22 protein-coding genes, 1 tRNA gene and 1 pseudogene are annotated in these 20,737 nt (G+C 36.9%); 8 read left to right on the top strand and 16 right to left on the bottom strand.

The window, feature by feature from the left end; genetic code table 11:
• Positions 1-19 precede the first annotated feature (19 nt).
• The 5 genes from H0S70_RS13795 to H0S70_RS13775 form a co-directional block, all read right to left on the bottom strand.
• Entirely contained in the window at positions 20-1,783 is a 1,764-nt protein-coding gene (locus H0S70_RS13795; RefSeq protein ID WP_188321208.1) for an AMP-dependent synthetase/ligase, read from the bottom strand.
• 3 nt (positions 1,784-1,786) lie between these two features.
• Positions 1,787-2,794, bottom strand: coding sequence for an NAD-dependent epimerase/dehydratase family protein (locus H0S70_RS13790; protein ID WP_188321207.1), 1,008 nt, complete (start codon positions 2,792-2,794; stop codon positions 1,787-1,789).
• 20 nt (positions 2,795-2,814) lie between these two features.
• Positions 2,815-3,594, bottom strand: a complete 780-nt coding sequence (locus H0S70_RS13785) for an alpha/beta fold hydrolase (protein ID WP_188321206.1) — start codon at positions 3,592-3,594, stop codon at positions 2,815-2,817.
• Positions 3,595-3,662: 68 nt separating this feature from the next.
• The gene (locus H0S70_RS13780) at positions 3,663-4,382 is read right to left on the bottom strand and encodes a pyridoxine 5'-phosphate synthase (RefSeq protein ID WP_188321205.1); all 720 of its coding nucleotides are present in this window, start codon (positions 4,380-4,382) and stop codon (positions 3,663-3,665) included.
• 5 nt (positions 4,383-4,387) lie between these two features.
• Complete coding sequence (locus H0S70_RS13775; protein WP_188322261.1) at positions 4,388-5,647, bottom strand: mechanosensitive ion channel family protein; 1,260 nt, start codon at positions 5,645-5,647, stop codon at positions 4,388-4,390.
• A 69-nt stretch (positions 5,648-5,716) separates the two neighbouring features.
• Between H0S70_RS13775 and H0S70_RS13770 the strand changes: the two genes are divergently transcribed.
• On the top strand, positions 5,717-6,208 hold the full coding sequence (locus H0S70_RS13770) for a DUF456 domain-containing protein (protein ID WP_188321204.1): 492 nt from the start codon (positions 5,717-5,719) through the stop codon (positions 6,206-6,208).
• A gap of 4 nt (positions 6,209-6,212) precedes the next feature.
• Positions 6,213-6,818, top strand: coding sequence for a hypothetical protein (locus H0S70_RS13765; protein WP_188321203.1), 606 nt, complete (start codon positions 6,213-6,215; stop codon positions 6,816-6,818).
• Here the strand turns inward: H0S70_RS13765 and H0S70_RS13760 are convergent.
• The gene (locus tag H0S70_RS13760) at positions 6,805-7,446 is read right to left on the bottom strand and encodes a uracil-DNA glycosylase (RefSeq protein ID WP_188321202.1); all 642 of its coding nucleotides are present in this window, start codon (positions 7,444-7,446) and stop codon (positions 6,805-6,807) included. The two genes, H0S70_RS13765 and H0S70_RS13760, sit on opposite strands and share 14 nt — an antisense overlap.
• Positions 7,447-7,535: 89 nt before the next feature.
• Here H0S70_RS13760 and H0S70_RS13755 point away from each other — a divergent pair, with 89 nt between their 5' ends.
• Entirely contained in the window at positions 7,536-9,686 is a 2,151-nt protein-coding gene (locus H0S70_RS13755) for an endonuclease MutS2 (protein ID WP_188321201.1), read from the top strand.
• 74 nt (positions 9,687-9,760) lie between these two features.
• On the opposite strand, the gene ric is transcribed toward H0S70_RS13755, so the two are convergent.
• The 7 genes from ric to H0S70_RS13720 all read right to left on the bottom strand — a co-directional run bounded on the left by ric (position 9,761) and on the right by H0S70_RS13720 (position 14,435).
• Positions 9,761-10,483, bottom strand: coding sequence for an iron-sulfur cluster repair di-iron protein (gene ric / locus H0S70_RS13750; RefSeq protein WP_188321200.1), 723 nt, complete (start codon positions 10,481-10,483; stop codon positions 9,761-9,763).
• A gap of 41 nt (positions 10,484-10,524) precedes the next feature.
• Complete coding sequence (locus tag H0S70_RS13745; RefSeq protein WP_188321199.1) at positions 10,525-10,935, bottom strand: c-type cytochrome; 411 nt, start codon at positions 10,933-10,935, stop codon at positions 10,525-10,527.
• 25 nt (positions 10,936-10,960) lie between these two features.
• Positions 10,961-11,539, bottom strand: a complete 579-nt coding sequence (locus H0S70_RS13740; RefSeq protein ID WP_088264318.1) for an SCO family protein — start codon at positions 11,537-11,539, stop codon at positions 10,961-10,963.
• Between the two features lie 31 nt (positions 11,540-11,570).
• Positions 11,571-12,395 carry a formylglycine-generating enzyme family protein gene (locus H0S70_RS13735; protein WP_188321198.1) on the bottom strand — a complete coding sequence of 275 codons (825 nt, stop codon included), beginning with the start codon at positions 12,393-12,395 and terminating at the stop codon, positions 11,571-11,573.
• A gap of 60 nt (positions 12,396-12,455) precedes the next feature.
• Positions 12,456-13,490: a copper-containing nitrite reductase gene (gene nirK, locus H0S70_RS13730; protein WP_188321197.1), complete on the bottom strand. Its 1,035-nt coding sequence runs from the start codon at positions 13,488-13,490 to the stop codon at positions 12,456-12,458.
• A gap of 164 nt (positions 13,491-13,654) precedes the next feature.
• Positions 13,655-13,945 (bottom strand): hypothetical protein, encoded by a 291-nt coding sequence (locus tag H0S70_RS13725; RefSeq protein WP_228453752.1) that lies wholly within the window; start codon positions 13,943-13,945, stop codon positions 13,655-13,657.
• A gap of 58 nt (positions 13,946-14,003) precedes the next feature.
• Positions 14,004-14,435, bottom strand: coding sequence for an RrF2 family transcriptional regulator (locus tag H0S70_RS13720; RefSeq protein WP_031501550.1), 432 nt, complete (start codon positions 14,433-14,435; stop codon positions 14,004-14,006).
• A gap of 163 nt (positions 14,436-14,598) precedes the next feature.
• On the opposite strand from H0S70_RS13720, the gene H0S70_RS13715 reads away from it, so the two are divergent.
• The 5 genes and pseudogenes from H0S70_RS13715 to H0S70_RS13695 all read left to right on the top strand — a co-directional run.
• The gene (locus tag H0S70_RS13715) at positions 14,599-14,961 is read left to right on the top strand and encodes an ISAon1 family transposase N-terminal region protein (RefSeq protein WP_031504482.1); all 363 of its coding nucleotides are present in this window, start codon (positions 14,599-14,601) and stop codon (positions 14,959-14,961) included.
• Positions 14,962-14,989: 28 nt separating this feature from the next.
• Entirely contained in the window at positions 14,990-15,772 is a 783-nt protein-coding gene (locus H0S70_RS13710) for an ISAon1 family transposase (protein ID WP_188321196.1), read from the top strand.
• Between the two features lie 37 nt (positions 15,773-15,809).
• Positions 15,810-16,172, top strand: a complete 363-nt coding sequence (locus tag H0S70_RS13705; protein WP_031504482.1) for an ISAon1 family transposase N-terminal region protein — start codon at positions 15,810-15,812, stop codon at positions 16,170-16,172.
• 19 nt (positions 16,173-16,191) lie between these two features.
• Positions 16,192-17,136, top strand: a complete 945-nt coding sequence (locus tag H0S70_RS13700) for an ISAon1 family transposase (protein WP_188321195.1) — start codon at positions 16,192-16,194, stop codon at positions 17,134-17,136.
• 34 nt (positions 17,137-17,170) lie between these two features.
• Positions 17,171-17,350 (top strand): annotated as a pseudogene (locus tag H0S70_RS13695) (transposase); the annotation flags it as partial.
• Positions 17,351-17,469: 119 nt separating this feature from the next.
• On the opposite strand, the gene H0S70_RS13690 reads toward H0S70_RS13695, so the two are convergent.
• The 3 genes from H0S70_RS13690 to H0S70_RS13680 form a co-directional block, all read right to left on the bottom strand.
• Positions 17,470-17,542 (bottom strand) — tRNA-Phe (locus tag H0S70_RS13690).
• Between the two features lie 86 nt (positions 17,543-17,628).
• Positions 17,629-19,467, bottom strand: a complete 1,839-nt coding sequence (locus H0S70_RS13685) for a lysophospholipid acyltransferase family protein (protein WP_188321194.1) — start codon at positions 19,465-19,467, stop codon at positions 17,629-17,631.
• A 6-nt stretch (positions 19,468-19,473) separates the two neighbouring features.
• On the bottom strand, positions 19,474-20,712 hold the full coding sequence (locus tag H0S70_RS13680; protein ID WP_188321193.1) for an aspartate kinase: 1,239 nt from the start codon (positions 20,710-20,712) through the stop codon (positions 19,474-19,476).
• Positions 20,713-20,737: the final 25 nt, after the last annotated feature.

Here is a 20,737-nt window from a genome sequence, read left to right as displayed (position 1 = left end):
AAATAATTATAAAATGCGATTATGACGCATACATATTGTCAATTAATGCTGAATATTTGTTGAGCACTACGTTTCTTTTCACTTTTAAAGTCGGGGTTATTTCGCCGGTTCCTATTTCAAATTCCGAAGGCATTAAAACGAATTTTTTCACCTTTTCAAAACCTGAAAGTCCTTTCTGAATCTCATCCAGTTTTAAGCGATAAAACTCTTTCACCGTCTCGGAATTAACAATTTCTTGCCAATTGGTGAACGGAATATCCATCTTTTCAATCCAATCTTTTAGTGCATCGAAATTTGGGATAATCAGTGCAGTTACATACGGTTTTCCTTCAGCTACAACCATCGCTTGAGTGATATAATTGTCGTTGGAAAGAAGATTTTCGATCGGTTGCGGAGTTACATATTTTCCATTGGAAGTTTTCATTAAATCCTTGATTCGATCAGTGATTGTAAGGTTTCCTTTCTCATCGATTAATCCAGCGTCACCGGTTTTGAACCAGCCATCTTCAGTGAAAACTTTAGCCGTTTCTTCAGGTTGCTGGTAATAACCTTTCATAATTCCGCTTCCTTTCGCCAAAATTTCGTTGTTTTCACCAATTTTCAGTTGCGTATCTCCGAGTGAAATTCCCGCACTGCCATGTTGATATTGGGTAAATGGAAATGCCGTAAGCGTCGCGGTAGTTTCCGTAAGTCCGTATCCAACGGTAACATGAGCGCCTAAAGCATCAAAAAACTGGGTGACTTCCGGTGAAACAGATGCGCCACCACAAGGCATAAACCAAAGTCTTCCGCCCATTTTGTTTTTTATTTTATTGAAAACCAACAAATTAGCAATGTTATTTTTAAATTGTAAACTTAAAGGTACTTTTCTCTCTACGCGCTTCAATTCCGCCAATTCACTTCCGGTTTTGATCGCCCAATTGAAGATTTTCTTTTTCGTATCGGAGCCGCTCGCTACCATTTCGTTTACACCGGCATAAATTTTTTGGTAAAATCTAGGAACTGCACACATCATCGTCGGTTTCACTTCGGTTAATGCGTGTGCAATTAATTTAGTATTTTCTAGGAAACAAACCTTTGCGCCACCGTACAAACAAAGCAAAGTCCAACTTCTTTCGAAAACATGAGTAAGTGGTAAAAATGCCAGTGACACTTCATTTTCAAAGTTTTTAAACTTAAAAAAGTCGAAATGCGCCTGAAAACATTCGGTGAAATTTCCATGCGAAAGCATCACTCCTTTCGGAACTCCGGTGGTTCCGGAAGTGTAAATAATCGTTGCTAAATCGTCCGCTTCTTTCGAAATAATATCAAAGGTTTCAGCTTCTTTTTTAATAAAATCTTCGAGGTAAATGCTTCGGTCTTTTTTAATCCAAATCGATTTTTTCGCCACAATAATCTGTTGAAGTGATCCTTCTTTATTTAAAATTTCAAAAGCAGCATCGTATTGTTCCTGATTGCCGACCAAAATAATTTTCGAACCAGAATCTTTAAGGATATATTCTGCCTGCTCGCCATTATTGGTGGAGTAAATCGGAACGGTAACCGCACCCAAAGCTAAAATGGCCAAATCGAAAACAATCCATTCCGCAGAATTATCAGAATAAATGGCAACTTTATCATCAGCGGAAATCCCTAAAGATTTCAGTGCATTGGCTGTTTTGAATACCATTCTCCGAAAGTCGCGCCAGCTTAAATCCTTCCATTTGTCGGCTTTTTTGAATCCGATTGCTGGTTTCGAATTGAATTTTTCGGTATTGGGATTTAGAAATTCTACAAGATTCATTGATTAACTTTTAATATTTTCGGAAGCATAATTTTTGAAATGAAAATCTACACTTTCCGACACAGGAATAAACTGAAAATCAATCTTTTCAGTGATTTTTTTATTTGAAATTGGCGTCGTATTTGAAACAGATTCTATATTGACTTTATTCACAATTCGGAGCGCCGGAACCAGCCATCCGAAAAGAATACTTAAAACATGAGCAAAATTCAGCAGAAATTTGGGAATGATTTTCGGAGAAGGTTTTCCTAGCTTTTTTCTGACCAAAGTTCCCATTTCTTGGTAAGATTTGGTTCCGGAAACCAATATAAACCGTTCGCCAAATTTATTTTTCTCCATTAATTCTATTGAAATTTTCGCCACATCGCGAACATCAACGTAGGATGCTCCGCCGGTAAACGTATAGGATTTCGAAAGATTTTCGAATAATTGACCGCTACTTCTACTCCAGTTTCCACTTGCGAGAATCACACCGGGATTTACGATTACCGTATTTAAACCTTCTGCGGAAGCGCGCCAAACTTCCATTTCAGAAAAATGTTTGGAAATCGCATAAGCAGAATGATGAATTTTGGAATTATAATCGGAATTTTCATCGAGTTCTCGAGCTTCATTTAAACCGTCAAGAACCGCTACGGAACTGATAAAACAGAATTTTTTCACAGACGAATCAGCACAAGCGAACAAAAGATTTTTGGTTCCTTCAATATTGGTGTGATACATTTCGCTCTGAGAAGCTGGATGAAAATCGACTTTTGCAGCACAATGGTAGACTTCTTCTACGCCTTCGACGGCATGTTGCAAACTTAAAATATCATCAAAATCGACATCGATCCATTCTATTTTTTTGTAGTATTCATCGGGGTTTTCGGTATAGTAACGAAATGATTTTCTTACGTCTTCGATATTACTGGAATTTCTTTTGGTCGCGCGCACCTTTTCGCCACGTTTCAGCAGTTCTAAAACGATTGCACTTCCGACAATTCCTGTTGCACCTGTAACTAAGATCATAAATATTTTTTAAAAATTTGCTATTTCTCAAGGAGAAACTCTTTCACCACCATAGCAAAATCTTTAGGATTTTCAGCCTGAACCCAATGTCCCGCATTTTCCACTTTTACCACCGAAGAATTGGGAAATTGTTGCTTGATCAGAAACTCATCTTGAGGTAAAATATAATGAGATTTAGCACCGGAAATAAACAATGTTTTGCCGGTGAAAACTCCGAATTTAATTGCATTAGAAACAAACTGAGAATATTTCTCGGATAAAGTTTTCAAATTAAAACGCCAATCGAGTTTTTTGTCATCTTTCCAATAAAGGTTTTTCGCAAGAAACTGAATGACGGATTTTTCAGGAATATATTGATGAAGTATCTCTTCTACTTCTTGTCTCGTGTTTACTTTTTCGAAATCTACACTTTCCAAAGCTTTCAAAATTCCTTGATGATGCGGTGGATAGGCTTTCGGAGAAATATCTACAACGATTAATTTTTCTACCTTCACCGGATATTTTATGGCAAATTGCATCACTGCTTTTCCGCCGAGAGAATGCCCCAATAAATTGGCTTTTTCCAAATGATGAAAATCCATATAATGGGCAATATCGTGAGCCAAATCGTCGTGTGACATTTCTTCTGAATGAAAACTTTTGCCGTGATTTCTTAAATCAATTAAATGAACCGGAAAAAATTCGGCCATTTCTTTTCCGAAACTTCCCCAGTTATCGAGCATGCCGAACAGTCCGTGGAAAACCAGAAGCGGAGTTCCGGGTTTGTCTCCGCCATATATTTTAGAGTGTAATATGTTCATTTTTTCTGGCTGATTTTGCTGATTGAGCAGATTCTTTTTAAAATTTTAATACAAAAATTTTCAATTAATTACCATTTCGCTAAGCGCTTCAAATACGCTTGAACCGTGTTTTCTAAACCTAAATACAACGCTTCGGAAATTAAAGCATGACCGATGGAAACTTCCAATAAATTCGGAATATTTTCGGCGAAATATTTTAAATTATCTAAACTTAAATCATGTCCGGCGTTGATTCCTAAACCGTATTTTGTAGCTTCTAGAGCTGTTTCGTAGTATGGTTTTATGGCATTTTCTTTATCTCGAGAATAGTTTTTCGCGTATGCTTCGGTATATAATTCAATTCGATCGGTTCCGGTTTCCGCCGCAAATTTCACCATTTCCGGATTCGGATCCAGGAAAATAGAAGTTCGGATTCCGGCATTTTTAAATTCATAAATTACCGATTTTAGGAAATCTAGGTTTTTTTCGCAATCCCAACCTGCGTTGGAAGTGAGCGCGTCATCAGCATCCGGTACCAAAGTCACTTGCTCCGGTTTCACCTCCAAAACCATATCTATAAACGGACGGTTAGGATTTCCCTCGATATTAAATTCGGTATGAACCAAAGGTTTCAAATCATAAACATCTTTTCTTGTTATGTGTCTTTGGTCAGGTCTTGGATGAATGGTAATTCCCTGTGCACCAAACTCTTGAAGCTTCACTGCAACTTCGGTCACACTCGGAAATTCACCACCGCGAGCATTTCGGATGGTTGCAATTTTATTGATATTTACACTAAGTTTTGTCATAAATTTTAAATTTTAGCAAACTGAATCACTTCTAAATCAAACTCTTTGGAAGCTACCAGCAAATGATCGAAAATATCGGCCTGAATATCTTCGTAGTTGGACCATTGGGAATCGTTGGTAAAACAGTAAATCTCCAGTGGCATTCCCTGAGGGGTATTTTCGAGTTGTCGAACGAGGATTGTTTCTTCCTGATCGATGTGCGGGTTATTTTTCAGATAATTAAAAACATATTCCCGGAAAACGCCAATATTAGTAAGTTGCTTACCATTTATGAGCAATTCCGGATTGTCGATGAGCTTTCTCTGTTCGGACATTTCCGACTTTTTGAATTCCAGATAATCTTTAATTAAATTTACTTTCGACAATTTTTCGAGAATTTCTTCATTTAAAAACTTGAAAGAATTAATATTGAAAATTATGGAACGCTTGATTCTTCGGGTATTACTCTCCGTCATCACCTGAATATTTTTAATTTCGGTGGTCAGAAAATCGTAAGTCGGAATCGTGGAAATAGTTTTATCGAAGTTCTGGATTTTGGTTGTTAAAAGATTGATATCCTGTATATTGCCTTCCAAATTATATTTCGGAATTCCTATCCAATCGCCTACTTTAAGGTTTTTTGAGGTGGCAACATGAAGCCCCGTTACAAAACCAAGAATTGTATCCCGGAAAACCAAAACAAGCACTGCGGTAATCGCTCCTAAACTCCCAACAATAGTGGTTCCGCTAATGCCGAAGATCACGCAAATTGCAATGATTGCTGAGACAAAAGTTCCGAAAATCTTCACGGATTGCGAAACGGCATTCAGTGCGATGATTTTATAAAAATCCTGTTGAATGATAAAATAATTCCTGAAGGCGCTTAAACTGCGGTACAGCATTCCAGCAACGACGAAAACAATGGCTAGACCAATCATCCTTTCCAAAAAGATAAAACTTTTCGGATGTCTATAAAAAATAGAAAAAAGCGCAAAACTGCCAATTAGCAAGGCAAAAACGTGAGAAATAGAATTGGTAATTCTCGATTGATAAATGGATTTAAGAACCGGATATTTATCTTTATTAAAAAATAACTTAAAAATTTGATTTAAGATAAATTTAACAATGAAATCAGCAATATAAATGATGGCCACCAGGAACAAAAATTTCAAAATTATTTGAACCAACAAAACCGCGCTATCCGGCAAATTTTCTCTCACCGAATAGTGGATATAATCGCTAATATTTTGTAGAAAATCTTTGGTATCTTTCAGCTCGTCATTCATTACAGCAAAAATAAGAATTCTGATTGTGTTTAAAGGATTAATGCTTATTTTTAACAAAATTTATTACACATGAACGATACACTCATTCCTTTGGTGAGCATTCTTCTACTTTTGGTGGGGATTTTGGGAACATTTTTGCCCGTTTTACCGGGATTATTGCTTAGTCTTTGCGGATTATTAATTTATAAATTCGGAACCGACTCATCACTTTCCATGGTTTACATCTGGATTTTTGTTTTTCTCACATTACTTTCCATCATATTGAACTATGTAATTCCCGCAAGAACGAACCGAAAATACGGCGGAACGCGTTGGGGAAGCGCGGGGTCCGTCATCGGAACTATTCTCGGAATGTTCTTCATTCCCGTTCCTTTCGGATTTTTAATTGGTATGTTTCTCGGCGTTTTTGTAGGTGAATTATTACACGATGCCAAGGACAAAAAAAAAGCGTGGAACTCTACCAAAGGCGCTTTAATAGGATTTCTATACGGAACCGGTTTTAATTTCATGGTCGGTTTGGCAATGTTTTTGGTAGTTTTAATTGATATTTTTAAATCATAAAATAATGATACACAAACAATTATTCATCGCACTAGGATTTTTAGCTTTCACAGCTTGTCAAAAACCAAAAGTTGAAGAAGCTCAGAAAACCCCAACCACAGCAGAAAAAACTGAAACCGTTTCTACTACTACAATGCCTAAAACTCCAAAATCCGGAGAACCGGAAATGTCGGTAGGTTTGCCTCCTGATCAGAAAGCTTTGGAAACCGCCAAAAAAGAACAACAAAACACTTCAAACGTGATTTATTTCAAAGAAGGTGAAAATAAATTCTTGAAAGAATATGAAACCAATATTACTTTCAAACAAATTACCGAAGACAGCCGCTGCCCAAAAGATGTGAATTGTATTTGGGCCGGAGCTGCCACCGCAGAAATCGAAGTGATGGGACTTCACACCCGACCGGTTACTTTGAAATTAAGCACCATAAATGACGCCAACAAAAATTATCATAAAAGTCAAAATTTCAACGGATTTTCTATTTCATTGGTGGAAATAAGCCCGGAAACAACTGCTGATAAAGGTTTTAAAGCATTAAAAGGAAGCTACAAAATCGGACTGAAATTCGCTAAAGAAAATTCTGAAAATCAAGACGGCACTACCATGAAATAGGTTTTAGGGCTTTGCTTTCCAAATATTCATTGATCTTGGAAAAAGGTTTGCTCCCGTAAAAACCTCGATAAACCGAAAAAGGCGATGGATGCGCAGATTTTAAAATAAAATGCTTGGAGGAATCAATCAATTCCTCTTTTTTTTGTGCAAATGCGCCCCAAAGAACAAACACCACATTTTGTTTTTTATCTGATATTTCTTTAATGATAAAATCGGTAAACTTTTCCCAGCCCAAATCTTTATGAGAATTTGGCGAATGTGCGCGAACGGTAAGTGTTGCATTCAACAATAAAACGCCTTGTTCAGCCCAATCGTTGAGTTCAGTTTTTGTTCGTTGAATTCTTAAATCATTATTGAGTTCGGTAAAAATATTTTTAAGAGAAGGTGGCGCTTTTACATTTTCCGAAACCGAAAAACACAACCCATTTGCCTGAAAATCATTATGATAAGGATCCTGACCGATAATCACCACCTTCACCTCATCAAAAGAGGTAAGTTCAATCGCTCTGAAAATCTGATTTTTTGGCGGAAAACATTCTCCGGAAGCATATTCATTTTCTACTTTTTGCCAAAGATTTTGGAATTGATCAGTGTTTTTGATCGGTGCTAAAACGGTTTCCCAATTCATTAAGTCGTAATTATAATTGATTTTAATATTTCAAAAATACAAAAATTATGCACCGGAACAGATTATCAAATAATCATTAAATTTGCAATGTGCAAATAACCAACGACCAATTAGAAGAACTAGAATTTCCGGATTTGCTTGCGGAAATTTCGCCCTTTGCTTTTTCCCATAAAACCGCCACGAAAATTTCAGAACTGCGGCCTTTTTCGATAGATGAAGCCAAAATTTCATTAAAAAAAGTATCCGAATTCTTATCGAGTTTCGAAAGCGATAACGCAATTCCTTTCAACGAATATGAGGATATCGAGGAGGAACTGAAACTGATGTTGATTGAAAATTTTCGGTTAGAAAACAGCGCTTTTATCAAAATAAAAAGTTTGACCGAACAAATCGGGAAACTCCAAAAATTTTATCCGGCTTACGAAGAAGTTTTTGCAACATTGAATAATGATGTGAAAGATCTAGATTTTCGAAAAGAAATTATTGAAAAAATAGACAAAGTTTTCAACCGTTTCGGAGAAGTGAAAAGTGAAGCTTCGCCGATTCTGAAAACATTAAGAGCTGAAATTTCTCATGCGAGAAAAGCCATTCAGGAGAATTTCAACAAAGCACTTACCTCACTTTCTTCAACAGATTTTCTAGATGATATCCGCGAAAGTATTATTGATGACCAAAGAGTTTTGGCTGTGAAATCTGCTTATAAAAAACGGGTTTTGGGAAGAGTATTAGGACTTTCAAAAACAGGTTCCATTACTTATATCCAACCGGAATCGGTGGTAAAACATCAATTCAAACTCCGCGAAGATATTGAAGAAGAAAAGAAAGAAGTCGATAAAATCCTGAGAAAACTTACTGCCGAAATTGCGGAATTCCAACCTCAACTTTCATCGTATCAGGAATATATTTTTGATTTGGATCTTACGCGTGCGAAAGCAAAATTTGCGGAGAAAATCGGTGGAGTTTTGCCGAAAATTAATCCTCATAAAACTCTTCGATTGGTAAATGCTTATCATCCGCTTTTGCTAATTAGAAACCGCGAGGAGAAAAAACAAATTTTCCCACAGACATTTACCCTTACCGAGCACAACCGAATTCTGTGTATCTCGGGACCAAACGCCGGAGGAAAATCCATTACTTTGAAAACCGTTGGATTGTTGCAATTGATGATTCAGAGTGGGATTTTGGTTCCTGTTCATCCCAAATCGGAAATGTTTTTCTTTGATAAGATAATGACTGACATTGGTGATAATCAATCCATCGAAAACCATCTCTCCACCTACTCCTCTCGTTTGAAAAAAATGGCAGGAATCATTCGCGAAGCCGATGAAAACACACTTTTACTGATTGATGAATTCGGAACCGGTTCCGACCCTGAACTTGGTGGCGCTTTGGCGGAAAGTTTCCTGGAATTTTTCTACAATAAAAAATCTTTTGCAATTATTACAACGCATTACACCAATATAAAACTCGTTGTAGAACAGCTTCCAAATGCACAAAACGCGGCAATGCTTTTCGATGAGCACACGCTGGAACCTTTGTATAAATTGGAAGTGGGACAAGCCGGAAGTTCATTCACTTTTGAGGTAGCAAAAAAGAACAAAATCCCTGCATTCATCATCAATTCAGCCAAGAAAAAGGTGGAACATGATATTGTAAATCTAGATAAAACGATTGTAAAACTTCAGCAGGAAAAATTTGAAGTTGAAAAACTGAAAAGTAACCTTACCGAGCAGAAAGAATCAACCCAAAACAAGAAAGAAAATCTGGAAAAACTCAACGAGCAACTGCAACAAAAACTCTTTAATTTCCAGAAATTATACGAAGAAGAACACCGCAAATTGCAATTCGGCAACAAGATTGAAGGCTTCATCGATTCTTATGTAAAAGGTAAATCGCGAAAAGATGTGGTGAAAGATTTCGTGAAAATTTTGGAGCAGGAAAAATTCCGAAAACTAGGTTCAGACAAAGATGAAACCAAGAAACTTCAGATCGTGAAACGCAAAATTACGCAACAACTGAAAAAGGAAAATGTGCAGGAAAAAATCGCTGAAACCCACGAAAAACTGGAAGACAAGCGAATAAAAGAACGCGCGGTATGGCTGAAAGTTGGTCAACGTGTACGAATCGCCGGTAGTACAAGTGTGGGAACCATCGAAAAAATCGATAAAAACCAGAAGGTAACCGTGAATTACGGGATGTTCAAAACACAGATTTCCGCAGAAGAACTGGAAAGAATTTAAACCAAAAACAACATAAAAAAAAAGGAATCCGTCTCACAACAAACAACTGAGGCGGATTCTTTTTAATTAAAAAATTAAACTGCAACAAATTCTTTTTCTAGTTTGATGGATTTCGGGAAGAGAATATTGTTCTCTAAATGAATGTGCTTATGAAGATCGTTCTCAAAATCCTGAAGCATGGCAAAAGTTACGCGGTAAGTGTTGCAAGCATCAGCTGGAGGAGCATAATTATGAGTTAATTGTGCGATTTTTTCGAAACGTTCCCCTTCCGTGGTATGCTCGTGCATCATCATATTTACAGGATTTTCTACGGTTCCGAAATGCGGTTGCAGAACATCTTCGCCTGAAATCTTGGCTTTTACCATTTGCTTAATGAATGGAAACAAAACCAATTCTTCTTTCTTCAAGTGTGCAGCTAAATCCCGGGCAGATTCATTGAAAATGGCGTTAATTTCAAACAATTCCGGGTGGCGATTGCCATGAACTTTACAAAGTTTATCTAAAAACTGCTGAATGATTGGTGTTTTTTCTTCTACATAACGGTGATGGGTTTTCTCCACATAATCCGCAAGAAGATCAATCGGGAAGCTATTAAAATCAATTCCGGAAGCGTCTGTTTTTGGAAGATTTTCTAGTTCTTCAATGATTTTTTCTTTGTCGATATTTTTTTTCTCGCAAGCATCGGCAATCGTTCTACCACCTTTGCAGCAAAAATCGATACCATATTTTTTGAAAACAGCTGCTGTTCTAAAATCCTCGGCAACCATTTCTCCTATGAGGTCTGTTCTTGTATTCATTATTTTTTATTTATGGATTTAAATTATTGACATTCAGTATTTTATTTCTTAGTTGAAAGAATATATTTCACCATTAATTTTGCATTATCAGGACTTAATCCGGCGTGTGGAGTCATTGGAATTTCGCCCCAAACTCCTTTTCCACCATCAATGATTTTTGTTGCAAGCTTATCAATATCTGCTTCGGTATATTTTGCAGCAACCTCTTGGTAAGATGGACCAACTAATTTTGCGTCAACTTTATGGCAAGAAAGGCAATCGGCACCTTCTACCAACTGTTTTCCTTCTTCTTCTGGTGTTAATGCGGCTACAGGTTCAGGTTCAGTTGTAGGTTTTTCTTCCAACATTACATTGGATTCCGGTTGGTTTGCTGGGTCTATTGTTTCTTCTTTTTTAGAACAAGACGCTACGGTTAAAACAGCTAAGACTGATGTTAAGAAAAGTTTTTTCATTTTGATTGATTTTAATGATGAATAATTATTGAAGTTGATTTTTAATTTCATTTACTGTTCCGTCTATATCGATGGTGATCCCCTCTTGCTGATGAACCAAAAGACCATCTTTCGAAAAAACGCTGATGATGTTGGAATGCGAAAAATCCATCGGGGAAATTTGCTTGTATTTTACGGCTAATACATTCGCCAACTCTCTTGTATTGTCCTCATCGCTTCGGATAAACAACCATTGTTTGCCTTCCAAATGATAATTTTTAATGAATTCCCGCATTTTCTCCGGAGTATCATTTTTAGGATCGATAGAAATTAAAACATAGCGCAAATCCTCAGGATTTTGGTGACCTACTTTTGCTTCTATGACTTTCATATCGGCTGTTAATTTTGGGCAAGCTGTTTTGCAGGAAGTATAAATCATCACCATCGTGAGGACTTTTCCTTTAAGATCTTCCAAATGAATTTTGGTTCCGTCCGGCGTTTCCCATTTTGAACTTAAATTAAAAATAGAAGCAGGATCTAAATTTTCACTTTCTTGTTTTTTGCAGCTCACCAACACTAAAAGCGAAAGTGCAGCAAGAGCAATATTTCGAAATAAATTTTTCATAGTATTATTTTTTTGGGTTTCCTGTGATGTTTTAATTTCCAGGTAAATCCTTTACACATCGGAAACCGAGGTTGTTGACGGTATAGTTGGCTTTCATGCTTCCACGCATTGCAAACCTTATAAATGCGGCATAATTCCTGAGATCTGAAGAAGTTACTGATGCACCTGCGCAAAACAAAGTTTCGTTCACCGTGTTGTCTTTTCGGGATTCTCCGGTCATCATCACCGAGTTGAAATCTTCCGTCCATTCCCAGATGGTTCCATAGAGATCATAAATTCCCCATGCATTCGCTTCGTGTTGCTTCACCGGTTTTTTGTAACCGTATTTTTGCTGATAAAGTTTCAATATCTTCGTTGTGAATTCCGGGTTTTCGGTAGCATCTTTCAGTTTTTCGCTGGCTCTTGCGGCATATTCCCACTCATCTACGGTTGGTAATCTTTTTCCGACGCTTTGGGCATAGGCTTTTGCGGCGTACCAAGAAACATTGGTCACAGGCGCTTTTGGACTTACATCTGCCGGAAATTCATAATCACTTTTCCAAGAATGAAGGTAAGTACTGTCTGCAAACAACTTCAGAACTTGGCTTTTGGTCCATTGGGGATTTTTCTTCAAAAATTCGAGAAATTCAGCATTTGTAACTGCGGTTTCATCCATCAGAAAAGAATTGACGAAGGTTAAACTATCGCTTTCTTTGCCTACAAACGGACGGTAACTTCCACCTTCAATCTTCAACATATTTTTTTGGCAGGAAATGAATGTTAAATGAGGTTTTAAAGTTGTATTTTCAGCCGTAATTTGCTTCTTACTACAAGAAAAAAATAGCATGAATCCTAGGATGTAAACAAAATATCTCATTTTTAAAATTGAATTAAAATCCCCAAATAGAACCAAAAACATTATTAAAAAACTATGGGTTTATTGTTTATTTGATTTGAAAACTTTCGGATTATCCGCTCCTGTAATTTTTATTTTTCCTAAAGCACCTTTATTGAAAGCTCGGAAAATAGCGTGATCTACAATAACATATTCACCTGGAACTGTTGCCTTAAATTCCACAATAGCCGCTCCACCTGGAGGAATTACGGTAGTTTGTACGTTTTCATTGATTTTGCTTCCGCCTTCGATATACACTTTATCGAAAATTTCACCAATGACGTGGAATGAAGAAGTGAGGTTTGGCCCACCATTTCCGACAAAGAAACGAACCGTTTCGCCAACTTTGGCCTGAAGCTCTCCAGAATTCAATAAAGCTCCCGTATTCCCGTTGAATACTACATAATCCGGATTTTCAGCAATGGCTTTATCCATATCGAATTCCTGCAAACCTTGGTCTCCAAATTTTCCTTTGGTGTAGAAATCGCCTTGCATGATATAAAATTCTTTATCTACTTTTGGCAATCCGCCTTCCGGCTCAATTAAAACCAAACCATACATTCCGTTCGCAATATGCAACCCAACTGGTGCGGTGGCACAATGGTAAACATACAAACCAGGATTTAAGGCTTTAAAATTGAAAACCGCTTCTTTTCCGGGTGCTACGAAAGTGGCTTCCGCTCCACCTCCTGGACCATTTACTGCATGAAGGTCGATATTATGTGGAAAGGTTGAATTTTCATTATTTTTTAAATGAAATTCAATTTCATCGCCAACTCTTGCTCGAATAAAACTTCCAGGAACGGTACCTCCGAAAGTCCAGAAATTATATTGTGTTCCATCTGCCAATTCACCTGTTTTCTCGATGGTTTCCAAACGAACGATTAGTTTTTTTGCCGCTCTATCACCTATTGCAGCAGGTACAAATGGCGGTGAGGTAAGTTTAGCTTCTTCTGCATTACCGGAAACAGAGATTTTTTCGGTATCTGCAGCAGTAGATTCTGATGAACTTTTCTTACAAGAATTTAAAGTAATAACTGAAAGCAAAGTAGCGAAGGTTAAAAGATACTTTTTCATAGTGTGGGTATTTAAATAATTTTCTTTAGTTGTAAAAAACCTATTGAAAGGAGTAAAATGACTTTAATGCATTCTGCGTAAATAAAATAATTGTGCAGCGGAGTTGGTGGGAGTCCCTTTCCAGTGGCTAAAACATCTGCTCGTGCATCTAAAATTGGCAACATTCAAAATTTTTCTAAAACCAAAATCAAAGCGAGTAAAACTCCAGTAAAGATAATAAATTTATTGAGTTTTGATGGATTTAAAAAGAAATTAAAAAAGACCAAAATCATCAATCCCAATTGAATGTTTGTGGAAATTCCGAACATTGTTTTTCCTAATTCTAGAGCGATTGGCAAAGTCATTCCAGGAACTTGAAATTTCAATGGAGTTTCCAAAAAACTAACCGCTATAACCAATCCGAGCCAGAAAAAACTGACTGCGAAAATGAATGGATATTTAATTTGATATTTCATTTTAATATATTAACACCTTTTTATCTTTTATTATAGTAAAAAAATAGAATTGAAAGATCTATTTTTTTAAAAAAGTTTCTTGAGCGTCCAATTGCTCAACAAAATCACCTACTTTCATATTGACCAACATTTTTTGTAGATTATTTCTGATGCTTTTAAATTCATGATGAACCGGACATGGATGATCTTCCGAACATTCTTTCAATCCTAAACCGCAACCAGTGAAAATTTTATCGCCATCAATTTCTTTTACGATTTCCGCCAAAGAACGATTCAAACTATTGTCTTCCAAATAAAATCCTCCGGTAGGTCCTTTTGCAGATTGTACAAAACCTTTACGACTCAAATCTTGCAGTATTTTTGCGATGAAATATTCCGGAGAATCAATTCCCACAGCAATGTCTTTAATTCCAATCTTCCCCCCACTTTTTGTTTGTTGGGCGATATAGATAAAAGCTCTCAAAGCGTATTCGCAGGTTTTAGAAAACATATTTATTTCTTTTTCTGATACAAATGTAAAATAAATTTTCAAATAAAAGATAAAAAACTCTTTTATTATAATATGATTTTTTTCAGTTTTATTATGGATCAATCTCAAAAGTTGTGTGCAAATTGAAATAAGTTTTCGATTTTTGCAGTAAACTTTAAGAACATTGGATCATTATCTGGAACTGCTGAAACATATTCTGCCTGAATTTTTAATTGAACATTTTGATTTAACGAAGCAAACCACCGAGGGTGAAGTGATGCACCTTTATTTTGAGGAGAAAAATAACCCACCCAAAGAAGTTTCAAATCGAATTTTAACAGCACACGGATTCCATAAGGAGATTACTATTCAAGATTTTCCCCTGCGTGGAAACGCCGTTTACCTGCATATTAAAAGACGCAGATGGCTGGATAAGAACACAAAGCAAATCGTGCAGAGAGACTGGAACTTAGTGGCAGAAGGCACCCGTTTAACCAAGGGGTTTGCCGATTTTTTAAAAGAAATCTGTCGATACCCGACCTCTTGATTGTAAAACCATTGCTGAAATGTACGGTGTGGCGGGTAAAAAATTCCAGCGCCAATACAAAAACAGAATTAGTGATTATAAAACCTGGAAAGAGAAATCCCATGCACAGGAATGGCTCATTTATCCCGAAAACATGTCACAATCCTTGTCGATAGATGAAGTAGCCTTGTCCAGCGGTGAACTTTATACTGTGGTCACGTCTAAAAAAGCGAAAGGTAAAAAAGGCTGCCTGGTTGCCATTATCAAAGAAACCCGCGCAGAAACCGTCATAGAACATTTACTGAAAATCGACCGTAAATTAAGGTTAAGCGTAAAAGAAATCACTCTAGACATGGCCGGTTCCATGAAACTCATTGCCAAGAGATGCTTCTCCAATGCCAAACGGACCATTGACCGATTCCATGTACAGCAACTAGCCTCAGAAGCCCTGCAGGAAATCCGTATCAAACACCGATGGAAAGCTATAGAGCAGGAAAGCGATGGTATCCTGAATGCCAGGAAAAATAAAGAAATCTACCAACCGGAACTGTGTTCAAATGGAGACACCAGAAAACAGCTCCTGGCACGAAGCAGGCATTTGCTGTATAAGAGTTCCTTCCACTGGACCGAATCCCAGAAAGAACGCGCCCAAATCCTATTCAGTGAATATCCGGATATCCAAAACGCTTACCAACTAACAGAAGATTTAAGAAAAGTCTACCACAAGAAAAACACCAAAGAAATCGCTATGTTAAAATTAGCAAGATGGTATCACCAGGTAGAAGTCTCCGGCTTTAAATCGGATCAATCTCAAAAGTTGTGTGCAAATTGAAATAAGTTTTCGATTTTTGCAGTAAACTTTAAGAACATTGGATCATTATCTGGAACTGCTGAAACATATTCTGCCTGAATTTTTAATTGAACATTTTGATTTAACGAAGCAAACCACCGAGGGTGAAGTGATGCACCTTTATTTTGAGGAGAAAAATAACCCACCCAAAGAAGTTTCAAATCGAATTTTAACAGCACACGGATTCCATAAGGAGATTACTATTCAAGATTTTCCCCTGCGTGGAAACGCCGTTTACCTGCATATTAAAAGACGCAGATGGCTGGATAAGAACACAAAGCAAATCGTGCAGAGAGACTGGAACTTAGTGGCAGAAGGCACCCGTTTAACCAAGGGGTTTGCCGATTTTTTAAAAGAAATCTGTCGATACCCGACCTCTTGATTGTAAAACCATTGCTGAAATGTACGGTGTGGCGGGTAAAAAATTCCAGCGCCAATACAAAAACAGAATTAGTGATTATAAAACCTGGAAAGAGAAATCCCATGCACAGGAATGGCTCATTTATCCCGAAAACATGTCACAATCCTTGTCGATAGATGAAGTAGCCTTGTCCAGCGGTGAACTTTATACTGTGGTCACGTCTAAAAAAGCGAAAGGTAAAAAAGGCTGCCTGGTTGCCATTATCAAAGAAACCCGCGCAGAAACCGTCATAGAACATTTACTGAAAATCGACCGTAAATTAAGGTTAAGCGTAAAAGAAATCACTCTAGACATGGCCGGTTCCATGAAACTCATTGCCAAGAGATGCTTCTCCAATGCCAAACGGACCATTGACCGATTCCATGTACAGCAACTAGCCTCAGAAGCCCTGCAGGAAATCCGTATCAAACACCGATGGAAAGCTATAGAGCAGGAAAGCGATGGTATCCTGAATGCCAGGAAAAATAAAGAAATCTACCAACCGGAACTGTGTTCAAATGGAGACACCAGAAAACAGCTCCTGGCACGAAGCAGGCATTTGCTGTATAAGAGTTCCTTCCACTGGACCGAATCCCAGAAAGAACGCGCCCAAATCCTATTCAGTGAATATCCGGATATCCAAAACGCTTACCAACTAACAGAAGATTTAAGAAAAGTCTACCACAAGAAAAACACCAAAGAAATCGCTATGTTAAAATTAGCAAGATGGTATCACCAGGTAGAAGTCTCCGGCTTTAAATCTTTTGCTATCCTGTTAGAAACGTTTACCATCCACTATAACGATATCCTAAACTACTTCAATCATAGAAGTACGAATGCATCCGCAGAATCTTTCAATGCAAAAATTAAAAAATTTAGAAGCAACTTCAGAGGAGTTAGGGATCGGGCGTTTTTTCTATTCAGACTACAAAACATTTTTGCTTAAACACAAGTTTTGGTACTGATCCTTTAAATCTTTTGCTATCCTGTTAAAAACGTTTACCATCCACTATAACGATATCCTAAACTACTTCAATCATAGAAGTACGAATGCATCCGCAGAATCTTTCAATGCAAAAATTAAAAAATTTAGAAGCAACTTCAGAGGAGTTAGGGATCGGGCGTTTTTTCTATTCAGACTACAAAACATTTTTGCTTAAACACAAGTTTTGGTACTGATCCTTTATTATTTAAAATGATTAATCTATCCTAAATACGAAAGATTTAGAAATAAAAAACCACCTACATTACTGTAAGTGGTTGAAAGTCAATTTTCTCGTGGTTTCTCCAGGAATCGAACCAGGGACACATGGATTTTCAATCCATTGCTCTACCAACTGAGCTAAGAAACCGTTCCGTTATTGAGTGGTGCAAAAGTATAACCTTTTCCCTTACGATGCAAATGATTTTGTGAAAATTTTTTCAAGAAAAACGAAATTTACTGATTTTCAGTAGAATTATTTTCTTCTTTTTGTATTTGCTCACTCATTTCATCCAGAACTGGCTTAATTGTACTCTCCGGAAGTTCGCTAATTCGGATGTACATCAACCCATCAATGGCATCATTAAAACTAGGATCCACATTGAAAGAGATTACTTTTGCGTTTTGTTTGATGTATTTTTTAATTAAAACAGGCAAACGCATCTCCGGCTCCAGATCATCGATGATCTTATCGAGTTTGTTCAAATCCGATTCTACTTCATCAAAAAATAAATGTTTATCGCGATCTTTAAGTTTTACTTTAAATTCTTTTTTTGGATGAATGTATTGCGCAACTGCAGAATCATAATAATGCGACCTCATGAATTCGATCATGAGCGATTTGGAAAAATCTGAAAATTTATCGGAAATACTCACTCCGCCCATTAAAAACTTATGTTCAGGATTTCTTAAACAAACATGTACAATTCCTCTCCATAAAAGGAAAAGTGGCAAAGGTTTCTGTTGGTATTCCGAAGAAATATACGCTCTTCCCATTTCAATTACTTTTCGGAAAAATGGCCGTAATTCCGGATCAAATTCAAATAAAGAACTGGTGTAAAACCCATCAATACCATATTTTTTCATTACTTCGCTTCCCAATGCCATTCTGTAAGCTCCGGCCAATCGCTGTGCTGCATTGTCCCAAAGAAAAAGGTGATGGTAATGCTCATCATAATGATCCAAATCGAAAGGCAAATTGCTACCTTCGCCTATTTTCCGGAAAGTAAGCTCGCGCTGTCTACCAATTTCGCGCATGATGAAAGGAATCTCCGAATAACTTGCAAAAAACACTTCATAATTCCCATTTCGGAACAGCATTTTATCCTTCTTGTAAAGGGAATTTATATCTTTTATCAAATCTTCTTGTGGAGTTTCATCGATGATATTCTGAACTACGTTTTCTTCTTTTAATAAAGGAAAATTGAGCTTCAGATTGGGTAATTTCAGCTGTTCCGCGATCGATTTTCTTTTTTCATAATAGGATTTCAGCATGTAAATTTTGTTCCGCAAAAACTCTCCCATTTCTTCCACAGTATCGTGATCTTCAAGCACTTTTACCGAAATTGGTTTCCCGATTCTTATTCGGATTGGTTTTTCTCTCTTATTCATCATTTCCGAAGGAAGCATCAGTGTTTGCAACTCCGGATGAATCTTGGAAACTTGATAAAAAAGCCGACTATTTTTGGCATGAAAATACATCGGAACCACCGGAACTTTCGCCATTTTTATCAACTTTAATGCTGGTTTTTCCCATTGCTTATCATGAATTTCTCCGAATTCATTATTTTTATTCGAAACTTCACCGGCTGGAAAGATTCCCACGCAACCTCCGTTTTCCAGATGTTTCAAGGTTTCTCGCATTCCGGAAGCGCTGTTTCGAACTTCTTTTCTGTTTTCAAAAGGATTTACGGGAATTACGTAAGGTTCCATCGGTTTTATTTTTTCTAAAAGAAAATTCCCCATCACTTTGAAATCCGGACGAATTTCACTGAGAATTTTCGTCATCAAAATCCCGTCAATGGCTCCCAGCGGATGGTTGGATACTAAAATAAAAGGTCCGGTTTTCGGAATTTTGGCAAGATCTTCTTCGAAAACGATGTATTTTAAATCTCTTTCCCGAACAAACGAATCGAAAAAATCTTTTCCGGTTTTGTCTTTCAGAATATCGTATAATTTGTTGACTTCATTAATCTTTGTGATGGACATCAATGCCGATGCAACGGGATTTTTTAGAAATCCTAATCGACTAAGGCCCGACACTTTTATTAACTCATCTCTTGAAATAAGACTCATTGGTTATCAGTTTATAACAACTTGTATTGTTTTTTGGGAAATCTGTTCCAGCAAAATATTTTTATTCTCGTAAAATTTATTTAAATCTTCTAATTTAGCATTTCGAACCGTAAAAAGAGAAACATTTTTAATGAGTTCGGTGCTGAAAATGGTTTGCAATTCCTGATTCAGTTCGTCGATATGCCCATATTTGTCTTCAAGGCAAAGTGCAAGAGAAATCGCAGAATTCTGCATCAAAGAAATCTTGATTTTATATTTTGCCAATTGTGCAAAAATCTGGCTTAAATGTTCTTCTGCAATAAACGAAAAATCACGCGTTGCAATCCGCATTAAATGTTGATTTTCCTTTAAAATATAAGATTCTTCTTTCTGATTCTCGGAAGCATTTCCCACTTTGGTTCCCGGTCTTTGGGGCTCCAAAAATGATTTCACATAAAATGGAATATGCTTTTGTTTCAGTGGTTGCAAAGTTTTCGGGTGAATTACCGACGCTCCATAATATGCCATTTCAATCGCTTCTTCATACGAGATATTCGATAAAAGATTTACATTTTCAAACTTTCGCGGGTCGCCGGTCATCACACCGGGAACGTCTTTCCAGATCGTCATCGCTTCTGCGTTTAGGCAATATGCAAAAATCGCAGCAGAATAATCGGAGCCTTCTCTTCCCAATGTTACTGTGAAATTATTAGCTTCCGAACCTATAAACCCCTGAGTTACATAGGATTGATTGCCATTCAAAGTTGAAATATTTTTCTGAGTTTCTTCCCAATTGATATTTCCTTCGCGGTAGTTGCTATCGGTTTTCAAGTAATCGCGGGCATCGAGCCAAGTATTTTTAAACTGAATATCATTTAAATATTCGCTTAAAATTTTCGACGAAATCATTTCGCCACAACTTACTACTTGATCGTATACAAAATTGTAATTCGGCGATTTATTTCTTCTTAAAAAAGATTCTATATCATCAAAAAACAAAGAAATTTCAGCAAAAACGGGATGATTTTCCTTAAAAAGTCCGTTGGAAATTTCCAAATGCGATTGTTTTACTTTTTCAATTTCTGTTTGGTAATCCTGTTTGGCAAAATAATTTTCCACCACTTTTTCCAAAGCGTTGGTTGTTTTTCCCATTGCCGAAACCACAAGCAAACAATTCTCGAAACCCTGAGATTCTAGAACCAATGCAACATTTTTCACTCCTTCAGCATCTTTCACAGATGCTCCACCAAACTTAAAAATTTTCATTTAAATATTTAATAATCAATAAATT

Origin of the sequence: Chryseobacterium manosquense, from assembly GCF_014623485.1 — a bacterium.
Taxonomy (GTDB): Bacteria; Bacteroidota; Bacteroidia; order Flavobacteriales; family Weeksellaceae; genus Kaistella; species Kaistella haifensis.
Note: the sequence above shows the minus strand (reverse complement) of the source record. Positions and strands in the feature narration are given on the sequence as shown.